This is a genomic window from Streptomyces sudanensis, from assembly GCF_023614315.1.
GTDB lineage: Bacteria > Actinomycetota > Actinomycetes > Streptomycetales > Streptomycetaceae > Streptomyces > Streptomyces sudanensis.
Genome location: NZ_CP095474.1, coordinates 969,316 through 993,286 on the forward strand (window position 1 = coordinate 969,316; position 23,971 = coordinate 993,286).

20 protein-coding genes are annotated in these 23,971 nt (G+C 75.1%); 7 read left to right on the forward strand and 13 right to left on the reverse strand.

The features are described from left to right. Window positions 1-373 precede the first annotated feature (373 nt). The 5 genes from MW084_RS04315 to MW084_RS04335 all read right to left on the reverse strand — a co-directional run bounded on the left by MW084_RS04315 (window position 374) and on the right by MW084_RS04335 (window position 6,267). The gene (locus MW084_RS04315; RefSeq protein ID WP_010468369.1) at window positions 374-1,594 is read right to left on the reverse strand and encodes an amidohydrolase; all 1,221 of its coding nucleotides are present in this window, start codon (window positions 1,592-1,594) and stop codon (window positions 374-376) included. Between the two features lie 194 nt (window positions 1,595-1,788). Further along, a complete protein-coding gene (locus MW084_RS04320) occupies window positions 1,789-2,820 on the reverse strand; it encodes a hypothetical protein (RefSeq protein ID WP_029553271.1) in 1,032 nt (343 codons plus the stop codon). Between the two features lie 8 nt (window positions 2,821-2,828). Beyond that, window positions 2,829-3,725 carry an N-acetylneuraminate synthase family protein gene (locus tag MW084_RS04325; RefSeq protein WP_010468372.1) on the reverse strand — a complete coding sequence of 299 codons (897 nt, stop codon included), beginning with the start codon at window positions 3,723-3,725 and terminating at the stop codon, window positions 2,829-2,831. After that, entirely contained in the window at window positions 3,722-4,969 is a 1,248-nt protein-coding gene (locus tag MW084_RS04330; protein WP_010468374.1) for an acylneuraminate cytidylyltransferase, read from the reverse strand. Before MW084_RS04330 ends, MW084_RS04325 begins: the two co-directional genes overlap by 4 nt. After that, window positions 4,966-6,267, reverse strand: coding sequence for a DUF6716 putative glycosyltransferase (locus MW084_RS04335; protein ID WP_010468377.1), 1,302 nt, complete (start codon window positions 6,265-6,267; stop codon window positions 4,966-4,968). Before MW084_RS04335 ends, MW084_RS04330 begins: the two co-directional genes overlap by 4 nt. A 166-nt stretch (window positions 6,268-6,433) precedes the next feature. On the opposite strand from MW084_RS04335, the gene MW084_RS04340 reads away from it, so the two are divergent. Next, the gene (locus tag MW084_RS04340) at window positions 6,434-7,420 is read left to right on the forward strand and encodes a glycosyltransferase family 2 protein (RefSeq protein WP_010468379.1); all 987 of its coding nucleotides are present in this window, start codon (window positions 6,434-6,436) and stop codon (window positions 7,418-7,420) included. Beyond that, window positions 7,417-8,751 (forward strand): polysialyltransferase family glycosyltransferase, encoded by a 1,335-nt coding sequence (locus tag MW084_RS04345; RefSeq protein WP_010468381.1) that lies wholly within the window; start codon window positions 7,417-7,419, stop codon window positions 8,749-8,751. Before MW084_RS04340 ends, MW084_RS04345 begins: the two co-directional genes overlap by 4 nt. A gap of 31 nt (window positions 8,752-8,782) precedes the next feature. Here the strand turns inward: MW084_RS04345 and MW084_RS04350 are convergent, their stop codons facing one another. The 3 genes from MW084_RS04350 to MW084_RS04360 form a co-directional block, all read right to left on the reverse strand. Then, the gene (locus MW084_RS04350; protein ID WP_010468383.1) at window positions 8,783-9,601 is read right to left on the reverse strand and encodes a MerR family transcriptional regulator; all 819 of its coding nucleotides are present in this window, start codon (window positions 9,599-9,601) and stop codon (window positions 8,783-8,785) included. Window positions 9,602-9,661: 60 nt separating this feature from the next. Further along, a complete protein-coding gene (gene leuE, locus MW084_RS04355; RefSeq protein WP_010468385.1) occupies window positions 9,662-10,324 on the reverse strand; it encodes a leucine efflux protein LeuE in 663 nt (220 codons plus the stop codon). Window positions 10,325-10,401: 77 nt separating this feature from the next. Beyond that, window positions 10,402-11,982 carry an acyl-CoA mutase large subunit family protein gene (locus tag MW084_RS04360; protein ID WP_010468387.1) on the reverse strand — a complete coding sequence of 527 codons (1,581 nt, stop codon included), beginning with the start codon at window positions 11,980-11,982 and terminating at the stop codon, window positions 10,402-10,404. 580 nt (window positions 11,983-12,562) lie between these two features. On the opposite strand from MW084_RS04360, the gene MW084_RS24465 reads away from it, so the two are divergent. Then, on the forward strand, window positions 12,563-13,183 hold the full coding sequence (locus tag MW084_RS24465; protein WP_010468391.1) for a L,D-transpeptidase family protein: 621 nt from the start codon (window positions 12,563-12,565) through the stop codon (window positions 13,181-13,183). A gap of 1,756 nt (window positions 13,184-14,939) precedes the next feature. Here MW084_RS24465 and MW084_RS04370 read toward each other — a convergent pair. From MW084_RS04370 to MW084_RS04380, 3 genes are all read right to left on the reverse strand, one after another. Then, a complete protein-coding gene (locus tag MW084_RS04370; RefSeq protein WP_010468394.1) occupies window positions 14,940-15,617 on the reverse strand; it encodes an RNA polymerase sigma factor in 678 nt (225 codons plus the stop codon). A 657-nt stretch (window positions 15,618-16,274) separates the two neighbouring features. Beyond that, entirely contained in the window at window positions 16,275-16,529 is a 255-nt protein-coding gene (locus MW084_RS04375) for a Txe/YoeB family addiction module toxin (protein WP_010468396.1), read from the reverse strand. Next, complete coding sequence (locus tag MW084_RS04380; RefSeq protein ID WP_010468398.1) at window positions 16,526-16,807, reverse strand: type II toxin-antitoxin system Phd/YefM family antitoxin; 282 nt, start codon at window positions 16,805-16,807, stop codon at window positions 16,526-16,528. The genes MW084_RS04375 and MW084_RS04380 overlap by 4 nt, the downstream gene beginning before the upstream one ends. A 434-nt stretch (window positions 16,808-17,241) precedes the next feature. Between MW084_RS04380 and MW084_RS04385 the strand changes: the two genes are divergently transcribed. The 4 genes from MW084_RS04385 to MW084_RS04400 all read left to right on the forward strand — a co-directional run bounded on the left by MW084_RS04385 (window position 17,242) and on the right by MW084_RS04400 (window position 21,158). Continuing rightward, window positions 17,242-17,391 (forward strand): hypothetical protein, encoded by a 150-nt coding sequence (locus MW084_RS04385; RefSeq protein ID WP_158684300.1) that lies wholly within the window; start codon window positions 17,242-17,244, stop codon window positions 17,389-17,391. Between the two features lie 84 nt (window positions 17,392-17,475). Continuing rightward, the gene (locus MW084_RS04390; protein WP_010468399.1) at window positions 17,476-18,057 is read left to right on the forward strand and encodes a Uma2 family endonuclease; all 582 of its coding nucleotides are present in this window, start codon (window positions 17,476-17,478) and stop codon (window positions 18,055-18,057) included. Between the two features lie 727 nt (window positions 18,058-18,784). Further along, window positions 18,785-19,213, forward strand: coding sequence for a hypothetical protein (locus MW084_RS04395; protein WP_010468401.1), 429 nt, complete (start codon window positions 18,785-18,787; stop codon window positions 19,211-19,213). Window positions 19,214-19,253: 40 nt separating this feature from the next. Next, window positions 19,254-21,158, forward strand: a complete 1,905-nt coding sequence (locus MW084_RS04400) for a hypothetical protein (protein ID WP_010468403.1) — start codon at window positions 19,254-19,256, stop codon at window positions 21,156-21,158. A 35-nt stretch (window positions 21,159-21,193) separates the two neighbouring features. Here MW084_RS04400 and MW084_RS04405 read toward each other — a convergent pair whose 3' ends face one another. After that, the gene (locus tag MW084_RS04405; RefSeq protein WP_029553273.1) at window positions 21,194-21,775 is read right to left on the reverse strand and encodes a hypothetical protein; all 582 of its coding nucleotides are present in this window, start codon (window positions 21,773-21,775) and stop codon (window positions 21,194-21,196) included. A gap of 133 nt (window positions 21,776-21,908) precedes the next feature. After that, a partial coding sequence (locus tag MW084_RS04410; protein ID WP_275563479.1) for a beta-N-acetylhexosaminidase occupies window positions 21,909-23,319 on the reverse strand: 1,411 nt, incomplete at its 5' end. Between the last annotated feature and the right edge of the window lie 652 nt (window positions 23,320-23,971).

Here is a 23,971-nt window from a genome sequence, read left to right on the forward strand (position 1 = left end):
CATTCGCTGCCGTAGTCTCCGACCCTTCCCCGGTGCGCCTGCCTCTTGCCGCTTCGAGCGCGCACGCGGCGGCGGCGTACGGATGCACGAGCCGGAAGAGCAACGACGGGCGAACCATCTGCGCAAAATACGCATCGATACCCCGTCACCACCGGTTCAGGATGCACGCGGGGTGCGTCGACTGCTGTGGAAAGGAAGCGACGGTGTTCGGCCCCTGGCGCAGGAACGGGGCGACTGCGTCACGGCTGTGCTCGGAAAACCCTGACACGGGTGTCGCCTGGCAGTCCCACGAGTACACGTACTGAAAGATCCCACGTGAAAGGCGACGCCCCGGGGCCTCATGCCTCCGGGGCATCGCTCATGCCATGGTGGGTCAGGCGCCCGCGTCGATCAGGGCGGCGGCGGTGAAGAGCTCCACGCCCACCTTGATCGCGGCTTCGTCCACGTCGAAGTTGCCCCGGTGGAGGTCGAGGTGGGTCGGGTCGCCGGGGCGGCGGACGCCCAGGCGCGCCATGGCCCCGGGGACGTGCTCCAGGTACCAGGAGAAGTCCTCGCCGCCCAGGGACTGCTCGGTGTCCTCCACCGTGTACGGGCCGCGGCGGCGCTCCATGGACTCGCGCAGGAGCTCCGCGACGACCGGGTCGTTGACGACCGGCGGGACGCCCCGGACGTAGGTGATCTGGGACTTCGCGCCGTGCAGGGCGGCGACCTCGTCGACCGCCGCGTGGATCTGGTCCGGCGCGCCGCGCCACGCCTCGATGTCCAGGCAGCGGACCGTGCCGCCCAGCTCGGCGTGCTGGGGGATGACGTTCGGCGCGTGGCCGGCCTCGATGCGGCCCCAGGTGAGGACCAGGCCGGAGCGGGCGTCGATGCGGCGGGCCAGGAGGGCCGGGACGTCCGCGGCGACCCGCGCGACGGCGGTGACCAGGTCGGTGGTCAGGTGCGGGCGGGCCGTGTGGCCGCCGGGGCCGTCGAGGGCGATCTCCAGGCGGTCGCACGCGGAGGTGATGGGGCCGACGCGCAGGCCGATCTTGCCGGCGTCGACGCGCGGGTCGCAGTGGACGGCGATGATCCGGCCGACGCCGTCCAGGACGCCCGCCTCGATCGCCCCGAGGGCGCCGCCGGGGAGGACTTCCTCGGCGGGCTGGAACAGGAGGCGCACGGGGCGCTGGAGCACGCCCTGGCGGTGCAGGTCGGCGAGGACGATCCCGGCGCCGAGGACCGTGGTGGTGTGAACGTCGTGGCCGCAGGCGTGGGCGCGGTCCGGGACGGTGGAGCGGTAGGCGCAGTCGACCTTGGTGTCCGGGATCGGCAGGGCGTCGATGTCCGCGCGCAGGGCGAGCATGGGGCGGTGGCCGTCCCAGGTGCCGACGTCGCAGACGAGTCCCGTGCCGCCGGGGAGGACCCGGGGGTGGAGACCGGCGGCCTCCAGCCGGGCCTTGATGGCGGCTGTGGTGCGAAACTCCTGGTTGCCGAGCTCGGGGTGCATGTGGAGGTCCCGGCGGAAGGCGATCAGCTCGGTGCGGAGTGACTCCGGCAGCATGCCGAGGAGAGGCGCTTCGACGGGGGCGTCGGCTTCGGGCTCGCGGGACATCAACTTGTTCACCCATCACAGGGTAGGCGTCATCACCCCCCAACTTACGTGCGATCGGAAAAACTTCAGCCCCTTAGGGGAAAGAAATCCGGCCGATCGAGCTTGAGGGGGGTCCGAAGTGGGTAAGCTCACGCATTTTCGCGGCTTGTGTCGGCCCGGTTCCGTCCCCGCGCCGCCCGGGGGCGGCGGCCCCCTCAGGCCACGGTGAGCGACAGCCCGTGAGCCGACCGCGCCGTCTCGGTCACCGCCGCGAGGAAGCCGCGCGCCCGGGGCGGGGCGCTCGTCCGCAGCCACTCGGGGGCCACGTCGCACACGGTGATCACCACGCCCGTGCCGGCGAGGGCCGCCGGGAGGGTGTGCACGACCGTGGAGGGGAAGCTGAGCACCGTGCGGCCGACGGGGCCGCGCCGCGCGGTCAGCTCCAGCGGCAGTTCGGGGCGGACGATCTCCAGTCCGGTCGTGGTGGCGATGCGGTGCAGCTTGGTCACGCTCTCCCGCCGGTGCGCGAGGTACCGCTTCACCCCGTGCGCGGCGGCGAGGGCCGCGACGGCGTCCACGTACCGGTCGGGGTCGACCACGCCGGTCTCCACCAGGGACGTGCCGACCAGGTCGGCGTCCTCGGTGAGGCGCGGCGGCCCGAACCGGGCGCGGGTCCACTCGAAGCGGTTCGCACTCACCACCGTACCCGCAGGCGCCTCGACCGGCAGGGCGGTGAAGATCTCGACCGTGCGCCCCCGGCCCGGCACCAGCCGCCGGCGGGCCAGGGCGGTGACCGGGGCGAGGGCCAGCTCGCGCGGGCCGCGGACGCCGCGCCGGTGCCAGCGCACCAGGCGCTCGCCGCGGGCCAGCTGGGCGGCGTACTCCATGGTGGCCGTGCCGTCGTCGACGACGGTGACGCGGCGCGGCGGGAACGCGCCGAGCAGGAACTGCACGTACCGCGAGAACGGGTCGCCGACCAGGACGTGGCCGGCGCCGCGCAGCAGCGGCGCGAGGTCCCTCAACGTACGGATGAGGCCGCGCCGGCCCTCGCCGCGGGCCTCGTGCCAGCGCACGGCGACGCCCTCGTCGCGGGCCAGCCGGGCCATGCGGCGCAGCTGGCCCCGCGACGTGGGGTCGGTCGGCGGGAGGACGACGAGGGTGGGCGGCTCGGACCCGGCGGGCCGCACGTGCGTCCACTCCAGGACGTTCAGGACCTGGACGGGGCTCTCGGCGAGGGCGACGTTCATGCCGGTGGTCATGCCGGGGCCGGGACCCTGCGGAGCTTCTTCATGGGCGCCAGCTCCGACTCGTACACGCGCTTCACCCCGTCGCCGAGGGCGGTCTCGATGGTGCGGATGTCGCGCACGAGGCGGGTGAGGCCCTGCGGCTCGACGGACGCCGCCTGGTCGGAGCCCCACATGGCGCGGTCGAGGGTGATGTGCCGCTCGACGAAGACCGCGCCGAGGGCGACGGCGGCGAGGGTGGTCTGCAGGCCGGTCTCGTGGCCGCTGTAGCCGATGGGGATGTTGGGGTAGTCGCGGCGCAGGGTCTCGATGACGCGGAGGTTCAGCTCCTCGGCCTTGGCCGGGTAGGTGGAGGTGGCGTGGCAGAGGAGGATGTTGGCGGAGCCGAGGACCTCGACGGCGTGCCGGATCTGCTGCGGCGTCGACATGCCGGTGGAGAGGATGACGGTGCGGCCGGTGGCGCGGACGGCGCGCAGCAGCTCGTCGTCGGTGAGGGAGGCCGAGGCGATCTTGTGGGCGGGGACGTCGAACTCCTCCAGGAAGGCGACGGCCTCGGTGTCCCACGGGGAGGCGAACCAGGCGATGCCGCGGGCCCGGCAGTGCTCGTCGATGGCGCGGTACTCGGCCTCGCCGAACTCGACGCGGTGCCGGTAGTCGATGTACGTCATCCGGCCCCAGGGGGTGTCGCGCTCGATGTCCCACTGGTCGCGGGGGGTGCAGATCTCGGGGGTGCGCTTCTGGAACTTCACGGCGTCGCAGCCCGCGTCGGCGGCGGCGTCGACGAGGGCGAGGGCCTTGTCGAGGTCGCCGTTGTGGTTGATGCCGATCTCGCCGGTGACGTAGACGGGGTGGCCGGGACCGACGGGGCGGTCGCCGAGGGTGCGCGTGAGCTGCTGCTGGTCGTTCATGATCGCTTTCCTTGGGTGGAGCGGGACGGGGCGTGGACGGTGGTGCTCAGTTCGGGGCCGAGGAGCCAGGCGGCGATCTCGCGGACGGCGCCCGCGCCGCCCCGCGCGGTGGTGACGGCGCGGGCGGCCGCGCGCACGGCGGCGTGGGCGTCGGCGACGGCGACCGGCCAGCCGACGAGGCCGAGGCAGGGCAGGTCGTTGACGTCGTTGCCGGCGTAGAGGACCCGCTGGGGGTCGACGCCGTACTCCTCGCACCAGTGCTTCAGGGCGGCGTCCTTGCGGTCGATGCCGTGCAGGACGGGGACGTGGAGCTTGCGGGCGCGGGCCGCGACGACCGGGTTCTTCTCGGTGGAGAGGATCAGCAGGTGCAGCCCGGCGCGGCGGAGCGCGGCGACGCCGAGGCCGTCGCCGCGGTGGACGGCGACCAGTTCGCGGCCTTCGGAGTCGACGAGGACCCGGTCGTCGGTCTGGGTGCCGTCGAAGTCGAGGACGACCGCGTCCACGTCGGCGCGGGTCGGGAGGTCCGCCGGGTCGAGGAGCGGCGCCAGCGCGCGGGCGCGGGCCAGGTCGTGCGGGTCGTCGATCTCCAGGACCCGCGCGGGGTCGGTCGGGACGAGGGCGGTGCGGCCGAAGAAGCGGTGCCCGCGGGCGCGGAACCCGGCGGCGTCCATGGCGTACGCGGCGCCCGTCTCCAGGTACTCGGGGCTCCGGTCCTGGCGGCGGGGGCGGTGCGCCTTGTCGTGGTTGACCCCCACGGCGTCGCGGGCGGCGGGCGCGGCGGGGTCCGCCGGGGCGCCGTGCCGCCAGAGGAAGCCGTGCGAGGGAGCGGCCGTGAGGGCCGTGTCGGCGCCGTTGTCGAGGACCTCCGCGGTGACGCCGTCGACGTCCTCGGAGGTGAGGAACGGGCTGGTGCACTGGACGAGGAGGACCACGTCGGCGGGGCGGCCGTGCCGGGAGGCGTGGGCGTCCAGGGCGTGCAGGACCGCCGCCTCGCTGGTGGCCGTGTCGCCGGCGATCCCGGCCGGGCGGTGGACCACCTCGGCGCCGGCGCCCGCCGCGACCGCCGCGACGTCCGGGTCGTCCGTCGACACCGCCACGTGGGTGACGCGGCGGGCGCCCAGGCAGGCGCGGACGGCGCGGGCGACCAGGGGGACGCCGCCGACCGAGGCGAGGTTCTTGCGGGGGACGCCCTTGGAGCCGCCGCGGGCCGGGATCACCGCCAGGACGGTGCGGGGGTCGCTCACAGCTCCCCCAGCCGGCGTATGAGGGGCGCGACGTGCTGGACGCCGTGCCGGTAGGCGCCCCGCGCGGCCCCGCGCGCCGCGTCGCGCAGGACGCGGCGCACCCCGCGCTCCGCGGCCGCCGGCGCGCCGGTGTCGAGGCGGTGGCGGGCGAGGATGCCGGGGAGGTAGCCGGGGGCGGAGGCGGCCGTGTAGTACGGGGCGATCGGCGGCAGGGTGTCCCGTGCCAGCAGGTCGGCCACGCGCCGGCGGGCCTCGGCGAAGGCCGCGTCGACGTCGCGCCCCGCGTCCCCGGCGGGGGCCGCGCCCTGGTCGGCGAGCCACGCCGGGTCGGGCACCGGCTCGTCCCCGGCGTCGAGGCGGTCCCAGGAGGTGAGCAGCCCCGAGCCGACGAAGTAGTGGTTGCCGAGTGCCTCGCGCACGCCCAGGTCGGTGAGGACGGCGGTCGGCACGCCCCGGTGCAGGGATTCGAGGGCGGCCGTCGAGGAGACGGTGACCAGCAGGTCCGTGCGGTCCAGGACGTCGCCCATGTGCCCGTACACCAGCCGCAGGTTGGGCGGCAGCGGCAGGGTCCGGGCGAGCTTCTGGTACGGCAGCTCCTCGATGTGCGTCGTGTGCTCGCCCGGCTTGGAGCGGAGCTTCAGCAGCACCTCGCGGCCCGGGTGGAGCCGGGCGTGGCCGGCCAGCCGGCGCAGCAGGTACAGGCGGTCGGCGCGCGAGGCGGGCACGGACGGCTGCGCGGCGAACACGACGGTGTGCCGCCCCGGCACGGGCCGGTGGGGCGCCCCGCCGAGGAACGGCAGCGCCGCCTCGACGACCGCGGACGGATCGGCGCCGACCCCCTCGTAGACGGCGCGGAACCGCCGGGCGTCGTAGGGGGAGTTCGCCAGGACGACGTCGGCACCGTGCCGCAGCAGCAGCCCGTCGGCGAGCTTCTCGTAGACGACGCCGACGTAGCCGGTGACGACGACGGGGCGGCGGCCGGGCCCCGCCCCGGCCAGCCCGTGCAGGAGCGCCTGCACCGAACCGCCGACGAGGGCGAGGACGACCACGTCGTACACCTCGTCCCGGACGGCCCGCAGGAACTCCGCACCCGTCACCTCCCGGGGCGTGCCCAGGCCGGCCTCGGCGAGCTGCCGGGCCGTCGGGGTGGCGCGACCGCGCAGCACGTACCCGGTGACGTCCGGGTCGGTGGCGCCGGGCGGGGGCGGCGGGGCGATGCGGCGCGCGGTGAGCGCGCCCCATTTCCAGCGGGTGTCGGAATCCGCGAGAACCGCGATCCGGGGGATGGGGAATGGCACGCGGAGGACGTTAGGAATCCATTCCGGTGCGCGGCCCAACTCGATGGCAACAAAGGGTGAACAGCGTCCGGCGGCCGTCCGGTTCAGCGGTACGTCCTCCAGTGTTCACCGCGCATCCCTTCCCCTGTCGTGAGGAATGCGGGTGCCGCCCCCTAACGTCCGGGGGGTGGTGAAGCTCTCCGTCGTCGTGCCGTTCTTCAATGTGCAGAGGTACGCGCCCGACGTCCTCCGAAGCCTGCGCGCGAACTCCCGCGACGATTTCGAATTCCTGCTGGTCGACGACTGCTCCACGGACGACACGCCGGAAATCCTCCGCCGGGCCGTGCGGGAGGTCCCCGGCGCGGTGCTGCTGCGCCACGAGCGCAACGGCGGGCTGGCGACGGCCCGGAACACGGGCCTGGAGGCGGCGCGCGGCGAGTACATCGCCTTCCTGGACGGCGACGACTGGCTGGCGCCCGGCCACTTCGCCCGCGTGCTGGCGGCGATCGAGCGGCTGGGCTGCGACTTCGTGCGCGTCGACCACGTCCGCTGCACCGGCCGCGAGCGGTCCCTGCAGCGGGTCCCGGTGGGCCGGCGCGGCGAGGTGCTCCGTCCGCGCGACGCGATCCTGCCGGCCGACCGGTCCACGTCGGTCGACTACCCGTACGCCTGGGCGGGGATGTACCACCGGCGGCTCGCGGACCGCGGGCTGCTGCGCTTCACCGACGGGCTGCGCACCGCCGAGGACCGCCCGTGGATCTGGCGGCTGCACCGGGAGGCGGACTCCTTCGCGGTGGTGGGCGGGACGCCGGGGATCTTCTACCGGCGCGGGGTCGCCTCCTCGCTCACACAGATCGGCGACATTCGCCAACTGGACTTCATCCGCGCCTTCGACCAGGTGCTGGAGGAGACCGGAAAGGACCCGGAGGCGGACCTGCTGATGCCGAAAGCGGTGCGCACGTACTGCGCGATCATCGCCCACCACGTCGGTTCGGCGGAGCGGTTCGAACCGGTCGTCGCGCGGAAGCTGCGGGCGTGGAGCGCGGCGGCGCTGCGCCGCATGCCGCAGGACGTGCTGGCGGAGGTACTGAACGGGATGGACCCGGGGCGGGCGGTGGTGCTGCGGCGGCTGCGGCGGCGGCCCGCCCTGGTGGGCGGGGGGGTGCCGGCGTGACGGTCCAGCTTCTGTACGCCTCCGGTCTGTACGGCGCGGCGACGCTCGCCGCGGCCCTGGACGCCGGTCTCCTGCCGGAGGCCGAACGACGGGTGCTGCTGGTGGCGAACAACGCGTCGGTGCCCGAGACGGTGCGGCCGCTCGACCGCATGCCGGGCTTCGAGCACCTGCGCGGCCGCTTCGACTCCGTGCGGTCGTGGAACGAGGCGATCGCGCCGCTCCACCCGGCGGGCTGGATGCCCCGCTCCCACGAGGTCCCGCTGTGGGAGCGGTACCTGCGGCTGCTGTGGGGGCTGGGCGACGAGCGGGTCGAGCTGGTGGTGGAGTCGATCCAGGTGGCGCCCGCGCTGGCGCTGGCGCGGCTGTTCCCGGACGCGCCACTCGACGTGTACGCGGACGGGCTGATGAGCTACGGGCCGACCCGGGTGCGGCTCGACCCGCTGGTCGGGGAGCGGGTGCGGCGGGTGTTCCACCCGGAGCTGGTGCCGGGTCTGCGGCCGCTGCTGCTGGCGGAGTTCGGGGCCGAGCCGGTGGTGGTGCCGGAGGGCGCGTTCACCAAGGTGCTGGACGAGCTGGCCGGACCGGAGGAGCCCCTGGACGTCCCGGCCCGGGGCGGTGCGCTGCTGCTGGGCCAGTACCTGGCCGCGCTGGACGTCCTCTCCCCCGACGAGGAGGAGGCGCTGCACCTGCGGATGGTGCGGGGCACCGTCGCCCTCGGGCACGACCGGCTGGTGTTCAAACCGCACCCGGTGGCCCCGGCGTCCTGGTCGCGGACGCTGGAGCGGGAGGCGGAGGCACTGGGCGCGGAGCTGACGGTGCTGGAGGAGCCGGTGCTGGCGGAGGTGGTGTTCCGGCGGATGCGGCCCGACCTGGTGGTGGGCTGCTTCTCGACGGCGCTGTTCACCGCGGCCCGCTTCCACGGCATCCCGGTGGCGCGGACCGGCACCGGGATGCTGCTGGAGCGGCTCACCCCGTACGAGAACAGCAACCGGGTGCCGGTGACCCTCGCCGACGTGCTCCTGCCGGACCTGGACGCGGGCGGGGCCGGGGCGCCGCGCCCGGCGGACGCGGAGGTGACCGAGCTGGTGGCGGCGGTGGGGTACGCGATGCAGCCCCGGGTCCGCCCGGACCTGCGCCCGGCGGCCGAACGCCACCTGTCGGCCGCCGACCCGGCCCGGGTGGCGCGGTACTTCCGCCGCCGCCGGCTCACCGCGCTGGGCCTCCCGGGCGGCCTGCCGGCCTCCGGCAGCCGCGCCGCCCGCCGCCTCGCCGGAAAGGTCCTGCGCCGCTCCCGGCGCCTGCGCGCCCTGCGCCGCCGCCTGGCGTCCTGAGCGGCGGACGCCGGGGCGGCCGCGGGCGGCCCTAGTCCGCCAGGGGCTCCTGGAGTTCGGTGACCCATCCGGCCGGGTCCTGCGGGCACTCCAGGTACAGCTCCCGGGTGTGGCCCGACGAGCGGTGGCCGTGGGCGGCGGTCCAGGCGGTGAGCGTCTGGACGGTGGGGAGCACCTGGTCCATGGGGCCGCGGTGGATGACGGTCGCGGCACGGGCGACGGGCGGCAGGTCGACGAGGTCCACGCCCGGGACCGCCGTGCCCGGCGGGACGATCACCCCGGCGTGGGCGAGGATCGCGCCGTCGCCCGACGGGGCGTCCTCGTAGTACGTGAGGCCGGGGCCGAGGTCGGTGACCCCGGCGGCGGCCAGGCGGGCGCACAGCTCCTCGTACAGGGAGGAGACGACGGGGCCGATCTCGGCGGGCTCGAAGCCGGCGGCGGTCCCGCTCAGCTCGGCCAGCCGGACGGCCGGGAGGCTCTTGACGACGACGTCCTGGGTGGGCATGCGACCCTCGCTCTCGATGGCCCGGAGCCTCGCCGCGACCCGGCCGAGCCGGACGGTGGCCTCGGCCACCGCCGTCTCCAGCTCGGCCCGCCGCAGCCGCAGCATCCCGCGCAGCTCGTCCGCGCCGACCTCCTCGTCCACGATCGACCGCACCTGGTCGAGCGTGAAGCCGAGGTCCTTCAGCGCGATGACCCGGTTGAGCCGGGCCAGCTGGCCCGCCTCGTAGAACCGGTAGCCGCTGCGGGGGTCGACGCGGGCGGGCCGCAGCAGCCCGACGGCGTCGTAGTGGCGCAGCATCCGGACGGACACGCGGCCGTGCCGGGCGAAGTCTCCGATGGTGAACATGGTGTCTCCACGACACGGCCTCACACGGTGTCAGGGTCAAGCCCCGGCCGCGGCGGACGGTCAGGCGCCGCCGAGGGACAGCTTCGCGGCGAAGCCCAGGAACAGCACGCCGGCCGCCGAGGTCGCCGTCGCCGACAGGCGCCCGCGGCGGCGGAACGCCTCGGCCAGCCGCGTGCCGGCGAAGATCAGCAGGGACAGGTAGAGGACGCTCGCCGCCTGCCCGAGGGCCCCCAGGAGGGCGAAGGAGAGCGCCGGGTACGGGTACGCCGGGTCGACGAACTGGACGAAGAACGCGACGAAGAAGAGGATCGCCTTCGGGTTGAGCAGGCTGATCGCGAACGCCCTGCGGAAGGGCCGCTCCCCCGCGGGCGCGGGTCCCGCGGCGTCCGCCACCCGCTCCGGTACGGCCTGCTCGCCGCGGGTGCGCCACATCCCCCAGGCGGCCCGCAGCATCCCGACGGCGAGCCACGTCAGATAGGCGGCGCCGGCGTACTTCACGATCCCGAACAGCACGGCGTTCGCCTGGAGCAGGGAGGCCGCGCCGGCGGCGGACAGCGTCATGAGGACCAGGTCGCCGCAGAACACGCCGGAGGCGGCGGCGTAGCCCGGGCGCGTGCCGCGGCGCGCGGCGACGGAGAGCACGTACAGCGAGTTCGGCCCCGGCAGGAGGACGATGACGAGGAGGCCGGCCAGGTAGGTCGGCAGGTCGGTGACACCCAGCATGAGGCGGAGTGTCGCACACGCGCACGGCACCCCGCCTCCGAATCCCGCACCATGGAACGGCCCGGGCCGGCGGGGTGTCAGAAGGCGTCGGCCGGGACGTACGTGCCCCACACCCCGCGCAGCGCGTCGCAGACCTCGCCGACCGTGGCGCGGGCCTTCAGGGCGTCCCTCATCGGGTACAGGACGTTGTCCGTGCCCTCCGCGGCCTTCCGCAGCCCGGCGAGGGCCGCGTCGACCGCCGCCTGGTCGCGTTCGGCGCGCAGGCGGGCGAGGCGCTCGGCCTGCTGGGCCTCGATGGCCGGGTCGACGCGGAGCGGCTCGTAGGGCTCCTCCTCGTCGAGGGCGAAGCGGTTGACGCCGACGACGACCCGCTCGCCGCTGTCGGTCTCCTGGGCGATGCGGTACGCCGACCGCTCGATCTCGCTCTTCTGGAAGCCGCGCTCGATGGCGCTGACGGCGCCGCCCAGCTCCTCGACCTTCGCCATCAGCTCCAGGGCGAGGGCCTCCACGTCGTCGGTCATGCTCTCGACGACGTAGCTGCCGGCGAACGGGTCGACGGTGGCGGTCACGTCCGTCTCGTACGCGAGGACCTGCTGGGTGCGCAGGGCGAGGCGGGCGCTCTTGTCGGTGGGCAGCGCGATGGCCTCGTCGAAGGAGTTGGTGTGCAGCGACTGCGTGCCGCCGAGCACCGCCGCGAGGCCCTGGACGGCGACGCGGACGAGGTTGACCTCCGGCTGCTGGGCGGTGAGCTGGACGCCGGCGGTCTGGGTGTGGAAGCGCAGCATCCACGACTTGGGGTTCTTCGCGCCGAACTCCTCGCGCATGACCCGCGCCCAGATCCGGCGCGCCGCGCGGAACTTGGCGACCTCCTCCAGGATCGTCGTGCGGGCGACGAAGAAGAACGACAGGCGGGGCGCGAAGTCGTCGACGTCCATGCCGGCGGCGACGGCGGTGCGGACGTACTCGATGCCGTCCGCGAGGGTGAAGGCGATCTCCTGCGCGGGCGAGGCGCCCGCCTCCGCCATGTGGTAGCCGGAGATCGAGATGGTGTTCCACTTCGGGATCTCGGCCCTGCAGTACTGGAAGATGTCGGCGATCAGGCGGAGGGAGGGCTTGGGCGGGAAGATGTACGTGCCGCGGGCGATGTACTCCTTCAGCACGTCGTTCTGGATCGTGCCGGTGAGCTTGTCGGCGGAGACGCCCTGCTCCTCGGCGACGAGTTGGTAGAGGAGCAGCAGGAGGGCGGCGGGGGCGTTGATCGTCATCGACGTGGAGACCCTGTCCAGCGGGATGCCGTCGAACAGGACGCGCATGTCGTCGATGGAGTCGATCGCCACGCCGACCTTGCCGACCTCGCCGTGCGCGAGGGGGGCGTCGGAGTCGTGGCCCATCTGCGTGGGCAGGTCGAAGGCGACGGACAGGCCCGTGGTGCCGTTCGCGATGAGCTGCTTGTAGCGGGCGTTGGACTCGACGGCCGTACCGAAGCCCGCGTACTGCCGCATGGTCCAGGGGCGGCCCGTGTACATGGTCGGGTAGACGCCCCGGGTGAAGGGGTACGCGCCCGGCTCGCCCAGCTTCTCCGCGGCGTCCCAGCCGGACAGGGCGTCCGGCCCGTACACCGGCTCGATGGGCAGTCCCGACTCCGACTCGCGCGCCATGTGCTGTGCCTTCCCGATAGACCTGCTCACAGGTACCGATCCTCGCGACGGACTGTATCGGCGGCCGTGCGGCCGATGGAGGGCCGCACGCTGGGAGCTTCCTCACAACCCTCCGCACGGCCCTCCGCCCGTCCCCGGGCCGCGGCGCCTCCCCGCCACCCCGGTGTCGGGCGGCCGGGGAGGAGGGGGAAGGATCCCTGTGGACACACCATCCGATCCGGGGGGAGCCTCCATGCACCGCCGTTCGACCTCCGTACGCGGAGGGCTGTTCGCCGCCACCGCGATCGCCCTGGTCACCGCCTGTGCCGGGCAGACCGTGGGCCCCGCCGCGCCGCCCGCCGCCGCGCCGCCGGCCCCGGTCCCGGCCGGTGCCTCGTCACCGCCCCCGCCGCCGCGGTCGCCGTCACCGCCTTCGCCCTCGTCGCCGTCACCCTCGTCGCCGCCGCCGTCTTCGCCCTCGCTGTCGGACACGTCATGGTTTGTGGGCTGCGTCAGATCCCCCGCGCCGCCCTCCAGGTCCGCGTCCCCGCGGGACGACGGTGCGGGCGAACCGTCGGCGTCCCCCGCGGAGAGGGTGCTGATGGCCAGGGGCACCGAGAGCGAGCAGGTGCGCGAACTCCAGGCACGGCTGCGGCAGATCGGGTACTTCCACCGCAGCCCCACGGCCTTCTACGGCTCGCTGACCGCCGAGGCGGTGGCCGGGTTCCAGGAGAAGCGGCGGCTGCCGGCGACGGGCTCGGTGGACGAGACGACCTGGACGAGGCTCCTCGCGATGACGCGGGAGCCGACCCGGGACGAGCTGCGTCCGCCGACCACCAACGAGCCGGACACCCCGGACCCGCGCTGCACGACCGGGCGGGTGCTGTGCATCAGCAAGGAGAGCCGGACGCTGACCTGGATGATCGACGGCAGGGTGGTGTCCGCGATGGACGTCCGCTTCGGTTCCGTCAGCACGCCGACCCGCGAGGGCGTCTTCAAGGTGGACCGCAAGGAGCGGACGTGGACCTCCACGCTCTACCACTCCGAGATGCCGTACTCGATGTTCTTCAGCCGCGGCCAGGCGGTGCACTACTCGGCGGACTTCGCGGCCCGCGGCTACGACGGCGGCTCGCACGGCTGCGTGAACGTCCGGGACAAGGCCCGGCTCGCCCAGGTGTTCGAGCAGGTGCGGGTGGGCGACAAGGTGGTCGTCCACTGGTGACCCGGCCGCTCCGGAAGGCCGGGCGGTAGGGGCCGGGGGCCGAGGCCGGGGCAGTCGGGAGGTGGGGAGCNGACGGGCCGGAGGATCGGGAGGCCGGGGCAGCCGNNGGAGGTGGGGAGCCGGCGGGCCGGAGGATCGGGAGGCCGGGGCCAGCGGGCCGAGAAGGCCGGGGCCGGGCCGGAAAGCCGGAAAGGGGGCGCGGGCGGGACCGGGGGAACGTGTCCCGCCCGCGCCGTACGCGCCGAGCCGTAGGTACGGGGGGAACCCCGGCTCCTTGCGCCGCCGATGACCAGTCGGCTCACTCCATACTGCGCCGCCGGCCCGGAAAGTGTCACACCCCCTGCACCGCCCCGGTCCCGGGCCGGGGCCGGTCGGCAGGACCGCACGGCCCCGCCCCGCCGGTGCGGTCCGGAACGCGGAACGGCCCGGAGCGGGGACGGCGGCCCCGGGGCAGGGAAACGTCACAGGGCCGACGCACGGACCGGCCCGGGCGGGGACCGGACCGGAGCGGCGCACGGACGGCCCGAGCACGCGGACCGGGGCACCGACCGGTACGGCACGAAACACTGCACTGGCATGAAACACGGAATCGGCGCAGCCCCGGAGGCCGCCCGCCGCCCGCGGTCCCGGGCCGCGTGGGCCGCCCGCCGCCCCGGCCCGCCCGTGCTCAGGGGGCCTTGCCCGTGGTCAGGGGGCCTTGCCCGTGGTCAGGGGGCCTTGCCGCCGCCCTTGCCCGGGGGCTTCCGGCCGGTGTTCCCGGTGGACCTCTCCCCGCCGCCCGCGTCCCTGTCGCCCTCGCGGACCGTGCCGGCATCGGGGCCGTCGGCGTCGCCCCCGCCGTCCGCGCCCCCGCCGTCCGCGCCGCCCGTGTCCGTGCCGAGGTCGGGCAGACCGCCGACCGCGCCGGTGTCGAGGGTCGGGGCGCCGGACTGGCGACCGCCGGACAGGACCTGCTCGCAGAACTGCCGTACGCCGCCGGTGGCCTTCGCCGCGAGCTCCAGCTGCTGCCGGCGCGACGCCTCGATGCGGCCGTCGCGGAAGTCGCGGCAGTCCTGTGCGATCCGCGTGGACCAGGTGCCGTCCGGCACCTTCTCCGTACGGTCCCGGTCGCCGGGCCGGGTGCTCGCGGTGGGGGCGCCGCCGCCCGGGCCGTCGTCCCCGGCCGTGGCGGCGCCGCCCNCGCCGGGCGACGGGACCGGCNNNNTCGGCCGCGGGGCGCCGGAGCCGGTGGACCGGCCGGGTCCGGCGGAGCCGCGGGGTCCGACCGCCGGGCCCTTCGTGGCCTCCGGTTCCCCGGGGGCGGGCGCCGACACGGCGGGCGGGGGCGCCTCGTGCGGGCCGAACACGGGCAGCACGCCCGTACCGGCCGCCACGGCGACGCCGCCCACCGCGAGCCCGGCGACCGAAGCGGCCAGGCCCCAGCGGGCCGGACGCGTCCAGCCGCGGGCGCGGCTCCGGCCCGGCGGGCGCAGGGCCGGCCCCTTCCGCAGGTGGGCGGCGTCGGGGCCGGCGGCCGGCCGCGATCTCGCCGCGCGCGCGGTCCGGGCGGCGCGGAACGCCGCCAGCGCCGCCTCCTCGCCGGGCAGGTCCGGGGAGACGCCCGCGAGGGGGGCGGTGGCGTCCCGGGCTTCGGCGAGCGCGTCCGACAGGCGCTTGATCCGCCACTGTGTGTAATCGTCGTCGGCGTCGACCGGCTCACCACGCAGCAGTCGCTCCGCCGCCTCGTGGTCGAGCCACTCATACCGCTCGTCGGCCATCACATGTCCTTCTGCGTCCGCGGGCGCGAATGCGTCACAACGCGGCGCGTGGCCGGGGTGCGTGCGCCCGAGCCCGCACGGGGTCCCTGTCGCGGTGGTACGGCGTTCGGCGCGGTGCCGTCCGGGCCGCCCGCGCCGAGCAGTTCCGCGAGCCGCTTCAGGCCGCGGTGGGCCGCGGTCCGTATGGCGCCGGGCCGCTTGCCGAGCACCTCCGCGGCGCTCTTGGCGTCGAGGCCGACGACCACCCGGAGGATCACCGCCTCGGCCTGGTCCTGGGGGAGCTGCGCTATCAGGTCCATGGTGCGGCCGGTGGCGAGGGCCTCCATGGCCTCGCCGGCGGTGTCGGAGTCGGCCGGCTTGTCGGCCAGCTCGGTCTCGTCACCGCCCTGGACGGGGCGGCGGCCCCGCATGCGCAGGTGGTCCAGGGCCCGGTTGCGCGCTATGCGGGCCGCCCAGCCGCGGAAGCGGTCGGCGTCCCCGCCGAACCGGTCCAGGTCCCGGGCTATCTGCAGCCACGCCTCGGACGCCACGTCCTCGGCGTCCGCGTCGCCCACCAGCGTCCGTAGGTATCCGAGCAACCGTGGGTGCACGGCGCGGTACACAGTACGGAAGGCGTCTTCGTTCCCGTCCTGTGCCGCGAGCACCGCGGCGGTCAGCTCCGCGTCGTCCCCCAGCACTCCCACAACCCGTTCGTCATCGCGGCAGGCACATCAGGCCGGTCCGCCCGGCGCGCACGAGCACGCTACGTGCTCCCGCCGTATCTCGTCCACGTTTGTACAACACGCGACGAACCCCGCCCCAGGGTGGTGTGACAGAAAACGCGCCCGCGGCGCTGATAGGAGTACGGGGCCGTCCTGCGGACCCGCGGACGACGGCCGGGGCCTCTCCTGTGGGGGGTGGCGGCCCCGGCCGTCCTCCTCTCCCGCCCACTCCGGCCAGGGAAAACGCAGGTCGCGGGGGCATCCCCATGACCAACCCGGCCGACCTCGGTCCACGCGTTCAGGCATCCGGGCGTCCGCCCGATCCCCCGGAGCCGATGCGCTGCACCGTTCCCGAGGCGAGCCTCCGGGCCCCTCTCCACTCGGCGCCCACCGCGCTGGACCCACTCGGCGCCCACCGTGCTGGGCCGTCGTGTCGCCCCGCGAGCGGCGCCGAGCCCGACGGAGACCTCGACGGCGTTCTCTCCCGCGTCCGGATCGCTGGTGGCCTCGCCGTGCCGTCAGACGTGGAACCTGAACATCCGACGCAGCGCCGCGACCTGGGAAAGCACCGCTCCGAGACGGTCGGTCCCGGCACGGTGACCTCTCCCAGCGCAGCTCGAACCGACTCGGCGGTCAGTAGTGGTAGCGGGCGGCGAGGATCACGATCGCCTTGTCCGTGACCAGGTACACAAGGCGGTGCTCGTCGTCGATCCGCCTCGACCACGCCCCGGGCAAGTGGTACTTGAGCGGCTCGGGCTTGCCGATCCCCGTGAAGGGATCACGCTTGACGTCCTCGATGAGCTTGTTGATCCGGGCAAGCGTCTTGCGGTCGTTCTTGAGCCAGGACGTGTAGTCCTCCCAGCCCTGATCCTCGAAGACAAGCCTCACGCAGCACCCGCGGCAGGATCCACCGCGTCCGGATCGATCAGCTCACGCTCCGACACGTTGACGTTGCCCAGGGCATTCTCGTACGCCTTGAGCAGTCGGCGGGCGTTCGCCGGTGAGCGCAGCAGGTACGAGCCTTCGCGCAGCGCCGCATAGTCCTCAGCCGAGACGAGTACGGCGTTGCCGTGCTTGGAGACGATTTCGATCGCCTCGTGATCGTCGTTGACCTTCTTGATCAGCGGAAAGAGAGCCTTGCGGGCTTCGCTCGCGGTTATCGACATGAACCGACCCCTCACATCAAGTGGTACCACATAACGTACCACTGCCAGCCCCCTCGCGTGAGGCCGAAAAGGTGACATACCGCGAGGAAACCCAACCCCATCCGAGCACGGGCCGACTCCCGGAAGGACAGCCCCCCATGTGACCTGCATGTCTGCCAAGCCCCCAGCGTGATGTCATGTCATCCGCTCAGACGCTGAAGCGGAACCCCCACCACTTGGCCGCGACGTGCGGCGGAGCTCCGTTCGGGCCGGTGCCCAGCAGTTTTCCCGCTTCGCAGCACCTTCGTCCGACACATGCGTACGAGCATCCTGCGGACTCCCTGCGGACTCCCGGGCACCGCCCTGTCGTGGTCGCCGAGCACCGACCGAGCCGGCCTCGCGCAGCCGCCCCTCTTCGCGACCCCGTCCCGCCCGCCACGCGCCACCCGCTGCCCGTGGTACTGCCCGGCCTCGCCACCCGGCAGGCGAGCGCCGACACCATGAAGCGGCTGGACGAACACGAGCGCCTGCCGCGCGAACAGCTCGCCCTGACGCGACGCATCCGTCATGACGCGCTGGACGGGGGCATTGTCCCCACACCGTAGGTACTCGCGGCCATGGCGAGGCGTGGATCGGAGGCCCCGGGAGAGTACCCGGCTCACCGCCACCGCAGCCGCTACCGTGAAGCCATGCCCGCGCTACCCGACTGGATGCGCCCGCCCCGCGCGGAAGGCTGGTTCGCGGAGGACCTGGATCACCTCCCCGAGGCACCGCGCCACACGGAGCTGATCGACGGCGCCCTCGTGTTCGTGGTGCCGCCCCAGCGGTCCTGGCACGGCCGTCTCGTCACCGCCCTGACCACCACGCTCATGGCGCAGGCGCCGTCCGGCGTCGAGGTCGAGCGCGAGATGACGATCCGCCTCGATGCCCGCAACCGCCCCGAGCCGGACCTCTTGCTGACGCACCTGCCCTACGACCCCGACCGCACCTGGTACGCCCCCGAGGACGTGAGCCTCGTCGTGGAAGTCGTCTCCCCCGAGTCCGCCCACCGCGACCGCACGGTCAAGCTCCGCAAATACGCGGAGGCCGGCATCCCGCACTACTGGTGCATCGAGGACGAGGACGGCGCACCCGTCGTCCATGTGTACGAGCTCGACGAACCAACGGGCGCCTACGCGCCCGCCGGCATCTTCCGGGGCGCCCTCCAGCGCCCGGTGCCCTTCGAGATCGGTATCGGCCTCGACAAGCTCACGCCTCCCCGGAGCGGCTGAAGGACCAGCACCAGGTCAGCACCTGCACGTGGGAGAGGCCGGACCCGCCCGAGCCCGGCCTCGCCGGAGCCCCGCCTCTCCTGAGCCGCATGGTGACCGAAGACCTCGCAAGCGGCATCGAGACCACCACACGCCGAACCGGAACCCCACGTCGAACCGGAACCCCACGCCGAACCGGAACCCCACGTCGAACCGGAACCCCACGCCGAACCGGAACCCCAGGACGCCGCCGTCCCGCATGACGCACTCCTTGCCCCGTACAGGCCGCCCGACCAGCGAGATGTCCACTTCCGACCGGCAGCCCGCAGAGGCCGAGCCGATGGCCGAACGGGTGACCGACGCGTGACCGACAGCAGCTCCGACCGGCCGGGAACACCCGGATCGGGGCCGATCCGGACGGCAGACGAGAGCCCCCCTCGGACAGTGAAAAGCCTGGCCGGGGACTCGCCACGGCCCCGTCAGGCCAGGGGCGGCGGCCCCGGCCGTCCTCCTGAAGCCCCGGCCACACCACCCGGCACACCCGTGCGAAGCCCCGTTCGCCGCCGCTTCCCGCCGTCGGGGGCCGCGCCGACCTCCCGCCGCCGCCGGCACCGCGGCCCGCGTGCGCCGGGGCGGAACCCGTACGGGGAAGAGACCTGGATCATCCCTAATCAAGTTTGACCAATGAAGGACCGAGGCATACTCTGACAGCTAGTCAAAGTTGATTACCCTGCCTTGAGGAGCCCGCGTGACCTTCCTGCCCGAGACCGACTACACCCCCACCGCCGAGGACCTCGCCGGAGTGGAGGCCTGGTTCGCGGAGTACGACGCCCGCAGCGCGCGGCGCGACGTCCCGGGGACGGCCGACCTGGCCGTCTTCCCGCTGAACCTCGTCAGCGACGACGGGGCCGGCGAGGGGCGGTCCGCCCAGTGGGACCGGGAGCGGTACCTCGCCGTCATGGCCGGGGTGATGGGCGAGGGGGACGGGGACGTCTCCTTCGAGTCGACGCGGACCCCCGTCTTCGTCTCCCCCGCCATCGTGGTCGTCTTCAGCGACTCGGTCATGACCGCCGGCGGCGAGACGCGGCGGCTGCGGTACGCCGACGTCCTGATCAAGCGGGACGGCGCCTGGGCCTTCCAGACGATGATCCAGGGCGGTTGGGGCGACAACCTCTGACACACCCTCGGGAACCGTCCCACACCGCGATAATGCGCGGGTGGACACCGCGTCGCCCCTCCCGCTGCCCGCCGGGCACATACCGCCCGGCACCGCCGCCTGGCGGTCCCCCGACGCCCGGCGGTGGCTCGCCGCCGCGCCCGCCGGGTGGGCGCGCCCGCTGTGGGCCGTGCTGGGGCTCGTGCTCACGGCGGTGTGGGGGGTGGCGCGGGCCCCGGACGCCCCCTGCACCGCGGCCGAGCCGTGCGGGACGGACTGGGTGGGGCTCGGGTTCGCCGCCGCACTGCCGCTCACCCTGTACTGGGTGGTGCGCCAGCCCCGGCTCGCCCTGGCCGGCCTCGCCGTGGTGCTCCTCGGGCACCTGGTGGACGGCGGGTTCGCCGCCGCGCTGGAGGACCCGTCGTGGTCCGCCTTCGTCGGGGCGGTCGCGTTCGCCGCCGCCGGCCTCCTCCACCGCCTCGCCGTCGCCGCCCGGCAGCGGGCGCTGGCGTACGGGGCGGCGGGGCCGTCCCTCCACCCGGTGCCGGCGGCGGCCCTGGCGTTCCGGCGCGGACGGCTCTCCTTCGCGCTGGCGTCGCTGCTGCTGGCCGCGGCCGTGTTCGGGTACTGGCAGGCGCAGCGGATCGCCGACGCGTACGAGCGGCGCTCCGCCGGGCTGGTCCCCGTGACCGGCACGGTCACCGCGTCCGACCCGGACGGGTCGCTGATCGGCGTCTCCGTCGGCGGCCGGGTGCACCGGGTGGAGACCGCCCACCCGGAGGAGCACCCCGTCGGCAGCGGGATCGAGCTGGTGGTGGACGGGGACTGGGCCCGGTCGGCGGCGGAGCCGTACGACGTCTCCGGCTGGGAGGTGCTCGTCCTCGCCGGGCTCGTCGGCGGGCTGGCGTTCCTCGCCAACGGGGTCGACGGGCGGACCCGCTCCCGGCGGCTGCGCCGCGGCCCGCTGCCCGTCCTGCGGGTGCTGGTCCGCGAGGACCCCGACAACGGCAGGACGTGGGTGTACGCGGCCGACGACCTCGCCGCCGAGCGGCCCGTCCTCCACTTCCACTCCCTGCCCGCCTTCGAGGAGGACCCCCCGTACCGGCGCGAGCCGCGGGGGGACGACGCGGACGACGGCGGGCTCGCCGAGGGGCTGCGCAGGGTCGGCGCCGTCCTGAAGGGCGAGGACCCGCCGCCCCCGCTGCGCGAGGCCGTCCTGTACGGCCTGCCGTTCACCGGTGCCGAACTCGCCTTCGTCGCGCCCGACGCGGAAGGGGGCGCCGAGGTCTCCGTGGAGTGCAGCGTCAGCGCCGTGCGGCCGGCCGTGGGGGGCCTCCTCGCCGGCCCGCCGGGCCCCGCTCCCGCGGCGGGCCGGTCCGGACGGCCCGGCCGCGGACGGCGGCCCGTCGACGAGGTCGCCGCCGGCCTGGGGCCGTCCGTCGCGCCCCGGACGTGGGGCGCGCACGGGGTGTCGCGCGCCGTCGGCGTGTTCCTGCTGCTGGTGCAGGGCGGCGGGGTGTGGGCGCTGCTCGACGACGAGGTGACGTGGCACTCGGTGTTCCCGCTGATCGGCCTGTTCTTCGTCACCACGTCCGCTTCGACGGCGCTCAACTGGCGGCTCACCGCCGACCGCGACGGACTGTGGGTCGCCGGGGCGTGGCGGGTGCGGCGCGTCCTGTGGGACGACGTGCTGGCCGTGCGCCACAACCGCAGTGGCGACCTCGTGGTCGCCCGGGAGGGGGACACCGAGGTGGTCCTCTCCCCCGTCGGCTGGGCGTGGCTGGAGCGGCGGCTGGGCCGCGAGCCGTACGGGCCGCGCGTCGCCGACGAGGCGCACGCGCTGCTGCGCAGGCCCGCGCTGCGGCCCCCGCAGGAGGCCGGCACGGGGCAGCAGGGCATGCCGGCGGGGCCGGTCGTCGCCGTCGGCTCGGCGCTGTGGGCGGCGGCGGTGCTCCTGCTGCTCTGACACCGCTCCGGGCGCGCCGCCGACCGCCGGGCCCCTTACGCCGTACGGGCCCGGCGCGACAGGACGGCCCGGGTGATGCGGCGCCCCTCGGCGGACAGGTCCACGGCCCGGCGCAGCCCGGCCGCCGCGCCGTCCGCGAGGGCCTCCAGGACCTCCGCCTGGCGGCGCATCTCCCCGCCCGCCAGCGGCCCCGCGTCCCGCCCGTCCGCGCCGTCGCGGTCCGGGGCCCCGGCGTCCTCCGGCGCGGGGGCGGGGCACAGCCGCCGGTGCAGCTCCAGGGCGGTGCGGGAGCAGGTGCCGGCCCACTCCTTCAGCGGCTCCCGCGCCCAGACGCCCGGCGCGGCCTCCAGCATGCGCCGTACCGGCGCGGCCTCCTCGGCGTCCGCCGGCGCGGCGCCGGCCCCGACGGCGGCCCGCACCCCGGCGAGGCGGTCCGCCCAGTCCGCGCCCCCGCCCGCGACGGCCGCCCACAGGGGGCGGAGCCGGTCGTCGGCCTCCGGGTCGAGCAGCGGCAGGCAGCGGTCGAGGCAGGCCAGCGCGGCGGCGGCCAGCCCCCGCTCGTCGGCCCGCTCGATCAGTTCCACCAGGTTCGGGGTCGTGCTCGTGCCAGGACTCATGCCCTCTCCCGTCGCGGACGCGGTACTTCTCCCTTACTGCGTCACGCGGCGGGAAAGCGTCACCGGCCGTGGCGCCGGGCACCGCCCGGGCGGCACCGGCGCGCGGTCCCGCGCCGGGCGGGGCCGCGGCGCGTCACAGCCGTTTCGCCAGCGCCGAGAACCCGGCCCAGGAGAGGGCCGGGTCGCGCGGGTCCCACACCTTCTGCGCCAGCGCCCGCAGCGGCATGCGGATCCCGGCGGCGACCCGGTCCTGCGTCTGGGCGTTCGCGAAGTCGCACCACACGGCGAGCCGGCCGCCCAGGACCTGCCCGGAGTACCGCGCCGGCACCGGCCGCGTGCCGCGCAGCACCAGCGGCGTCCACGACGTGTAGATCTCCCGGCCCGTCGGGTACGTGAACTCGTTCGGCTCGCCCAGGACGTAGTAGAGGTACCGGTCGTTGACGTTCACGACCCTGCGGCCCTCGCGCAGGTACTCCACCGGGGGCCGCGCGCCGATCTCGCGGCCCGTCCAGTACTCGACCTCGACGCGCTTGTCGGCCTGGACCACCCCGCCGCGGAAGAACCCGTCGTTCCACGCCTTCGGCTGCTTCCCGGCCTTCCGCACGACCGCGGCCCGGTCGTTGAGCCAGTCCGTCGCCAGGTCCCGGACCCGTGCCCCGGGGCCGTGCAGGCGGCGGGCCTCGGCCGCCAGCCGGGGGTGGGACGCCTCCGGGTCCGGGGCCGTGAGCGGCCGGTACTCGTCGGCGCCGATGTGGAAGTACCGGCCGGGGAAGAGCCGGGCGTACTCGCGCAGCAGGTCGTCGACGATCCGCGCCGACCCGGGCCGCGTGACGTCGATCGCCCCGGGCACGACGGCGCCCCGCGCGTCGCGCAGGCGCAGGGAGGGGTGGGCGGAGAGGACGGCGCCGAGGTGGCCGGGCGAGTCGATCTCGGGGATCACGGTGATGTGGAGGCTCGCCGCGAGGGCGACGAGCCGGCGGACCTCCGCCTTGGTGAGGTGCCGCTTCGAGACGACCTCCGGGTGGCTGTCGGACTCGACGCGGAACCCCTGGTCGTCGGAGATGTGCAGCCCGAGCTGGTTCAGCTTGAGGTCGGCCATCTCGCGGACGCGGGCCTCCAGCCAGGCGGCGGTGAAGTGCTTGCGGGCGATGTCGACCATCAGTCCGCGCTGCGGGCGGTCCGGCCGGTCCCGGACGACGCCCTCCGGTACGACGCCGCCGGAGCGGAGCGCCTGCTTGACGGTCCGCGTCCCGTAGAAGACGCCCGCCTCGTCGGGCCCGGCGACGCGGACCCGGCCGCCGCGGGTCGTCAGGGTGTACGACTCGGGGGCGCCGGACGCCCCGCCTTCGAGGGCCAGCTCGATGTCGCCGGGGCGGGCGGGCGACTCGCCCCGGTGCTCGACGCCCAGCTCCCGCGCGAGCAGCCGCGCCTCGTCGGCGAGCACGCCGCTGCCGCGCGCGACGACCACCCCGCTGCCGGCCCCGGGCCGCCACCCGGGCCCCCGCGCGGGCACGTGCTCCCGCACGGCGGGGATGGTGCGCGGCNGCGGNGGAGAGCGGGTGGGTCCGCGCGGGGCCGGGCGGGGTGGCGGCGGTGCGGGAAGGAGTGGCGGCGGTGCCGGGCGGGGTGGCGGCGGTGCCGGGGCTCGCGGTCCCGCCGTCCTCCCCGGCGCCGCACCCGCCGAGCCCGAGGACCAGCGCGAGCGCCGCGGAGCCGATCGCCCGGCGCCGCCGCCGGGGAGCCGCCCCGGGCCGCCGACCGCCGGTCCCCGGCCCCGCCGCGCGGTGGTATATGCCGGAAGTAGGACCGTTCGGGTGATCGGCGGGGCGTTCACGGGCGGCCGGCCCGCCCGGAGGCGTACCAAAGGACCCGGCGTCGTCCGGTGCCGGTCCCCTGTCCGCGGGTTCGTTGCGGGCGGTCACGTGCTTGCCTCCTCCCCGGGACCACCGGGTCCCGGTACCGACGCGCCGAGTGCGTCCGTCTCCCGTGTCGAAACCCCGCTTTCCGGGTGAAGTGCGGAAAGTCCGGGGATCTCCGTCACCCGCCGTCACCACCGTCGTGCCGTCCGCCTCCCGGGCCGCGCACGCCCGTTCCCCGCCGCCCACCGTTCCTCCCGAGGAGCCCACGCTGTCCCGCGAATCCCTCTCCCNGNCTNTTTCTNNCAAGACAAGGACGGCATACGTGTTTCGAACAGGG

Bases quoted from the DNA above. Each gene is read 5' to 3' on its own strand.
- MW084_RS04350 (WP_010468383.1), bottom strand. From the start codon at position 9,601: ATGTTCACCATCGGAGACTTCGCCCGGCACGGCCGCGTGTCCGTCCGG.
- MW084_RS24465 (WP_010468391.1), top strand. From the start codon at position 12,563: ATGGCCAGGGGCACCGAGAGCGAGCAGGTGCGCGAACTCCAGGCACGG.
- leuE (WP_010468385.1), bottom strand. From the start codon at position 10,324: ATGCTGGGTGTCACCGACCTGCCGACCTACCTGGCCGGCCTCCTCGTC.
- MW084_RS04380 (WP_010468398.1), bottom strand. From the start codon at position 16,807: ATGTCGATAACCGCGAGCGAAGCCCGCAAGGCTCTCTTTCCGCTGATC.
- MW084_RS04405 (WP_029553273.1), bottom strand. From the start codon at position 21,775: ATGAGTCCTGGCACGAGCACGACCCCGAACCTGGTGGAACTGATCGAG.
- MW084_RS04390 (WP_010468399.1), top strand. From the start codon at position 17,476: ATGCCCGCGCTACCCGACTGGATGCGCCCGCCCCGCGCGGAAGGCTGG.
- MW084_RS04320 (WP_029553271.1), bottom strand. From the start codon at position 2,820: ATGAACGTCGCCCTCGCCGAGAGCCCCGTCCAGGTCCTGAACGTCCTG.
- MW084_RS04315 (WP_010468369.1), bottom strand. From the start codon at position 1,594: ATGTCCCGCGAGCCCGAAGCCGACGCCCCCGTCGAAGCGCCTCTCCTC.
- MW084_RS04325 (WP_010468372.1), bottom strand. From the start codon at position 3,725: ATGAACGACCAGCAGCAGCTCACGCGCACCCTCGGCGACCGCCCCGTC.
- MW084_RS04360 (WP_010468387.1), bottom strand. From the start codon at position 11,982: ATGGCGCGCGAGTCGGAGTCGGGACTGCCCATCGAGCCGGTGTACGGG.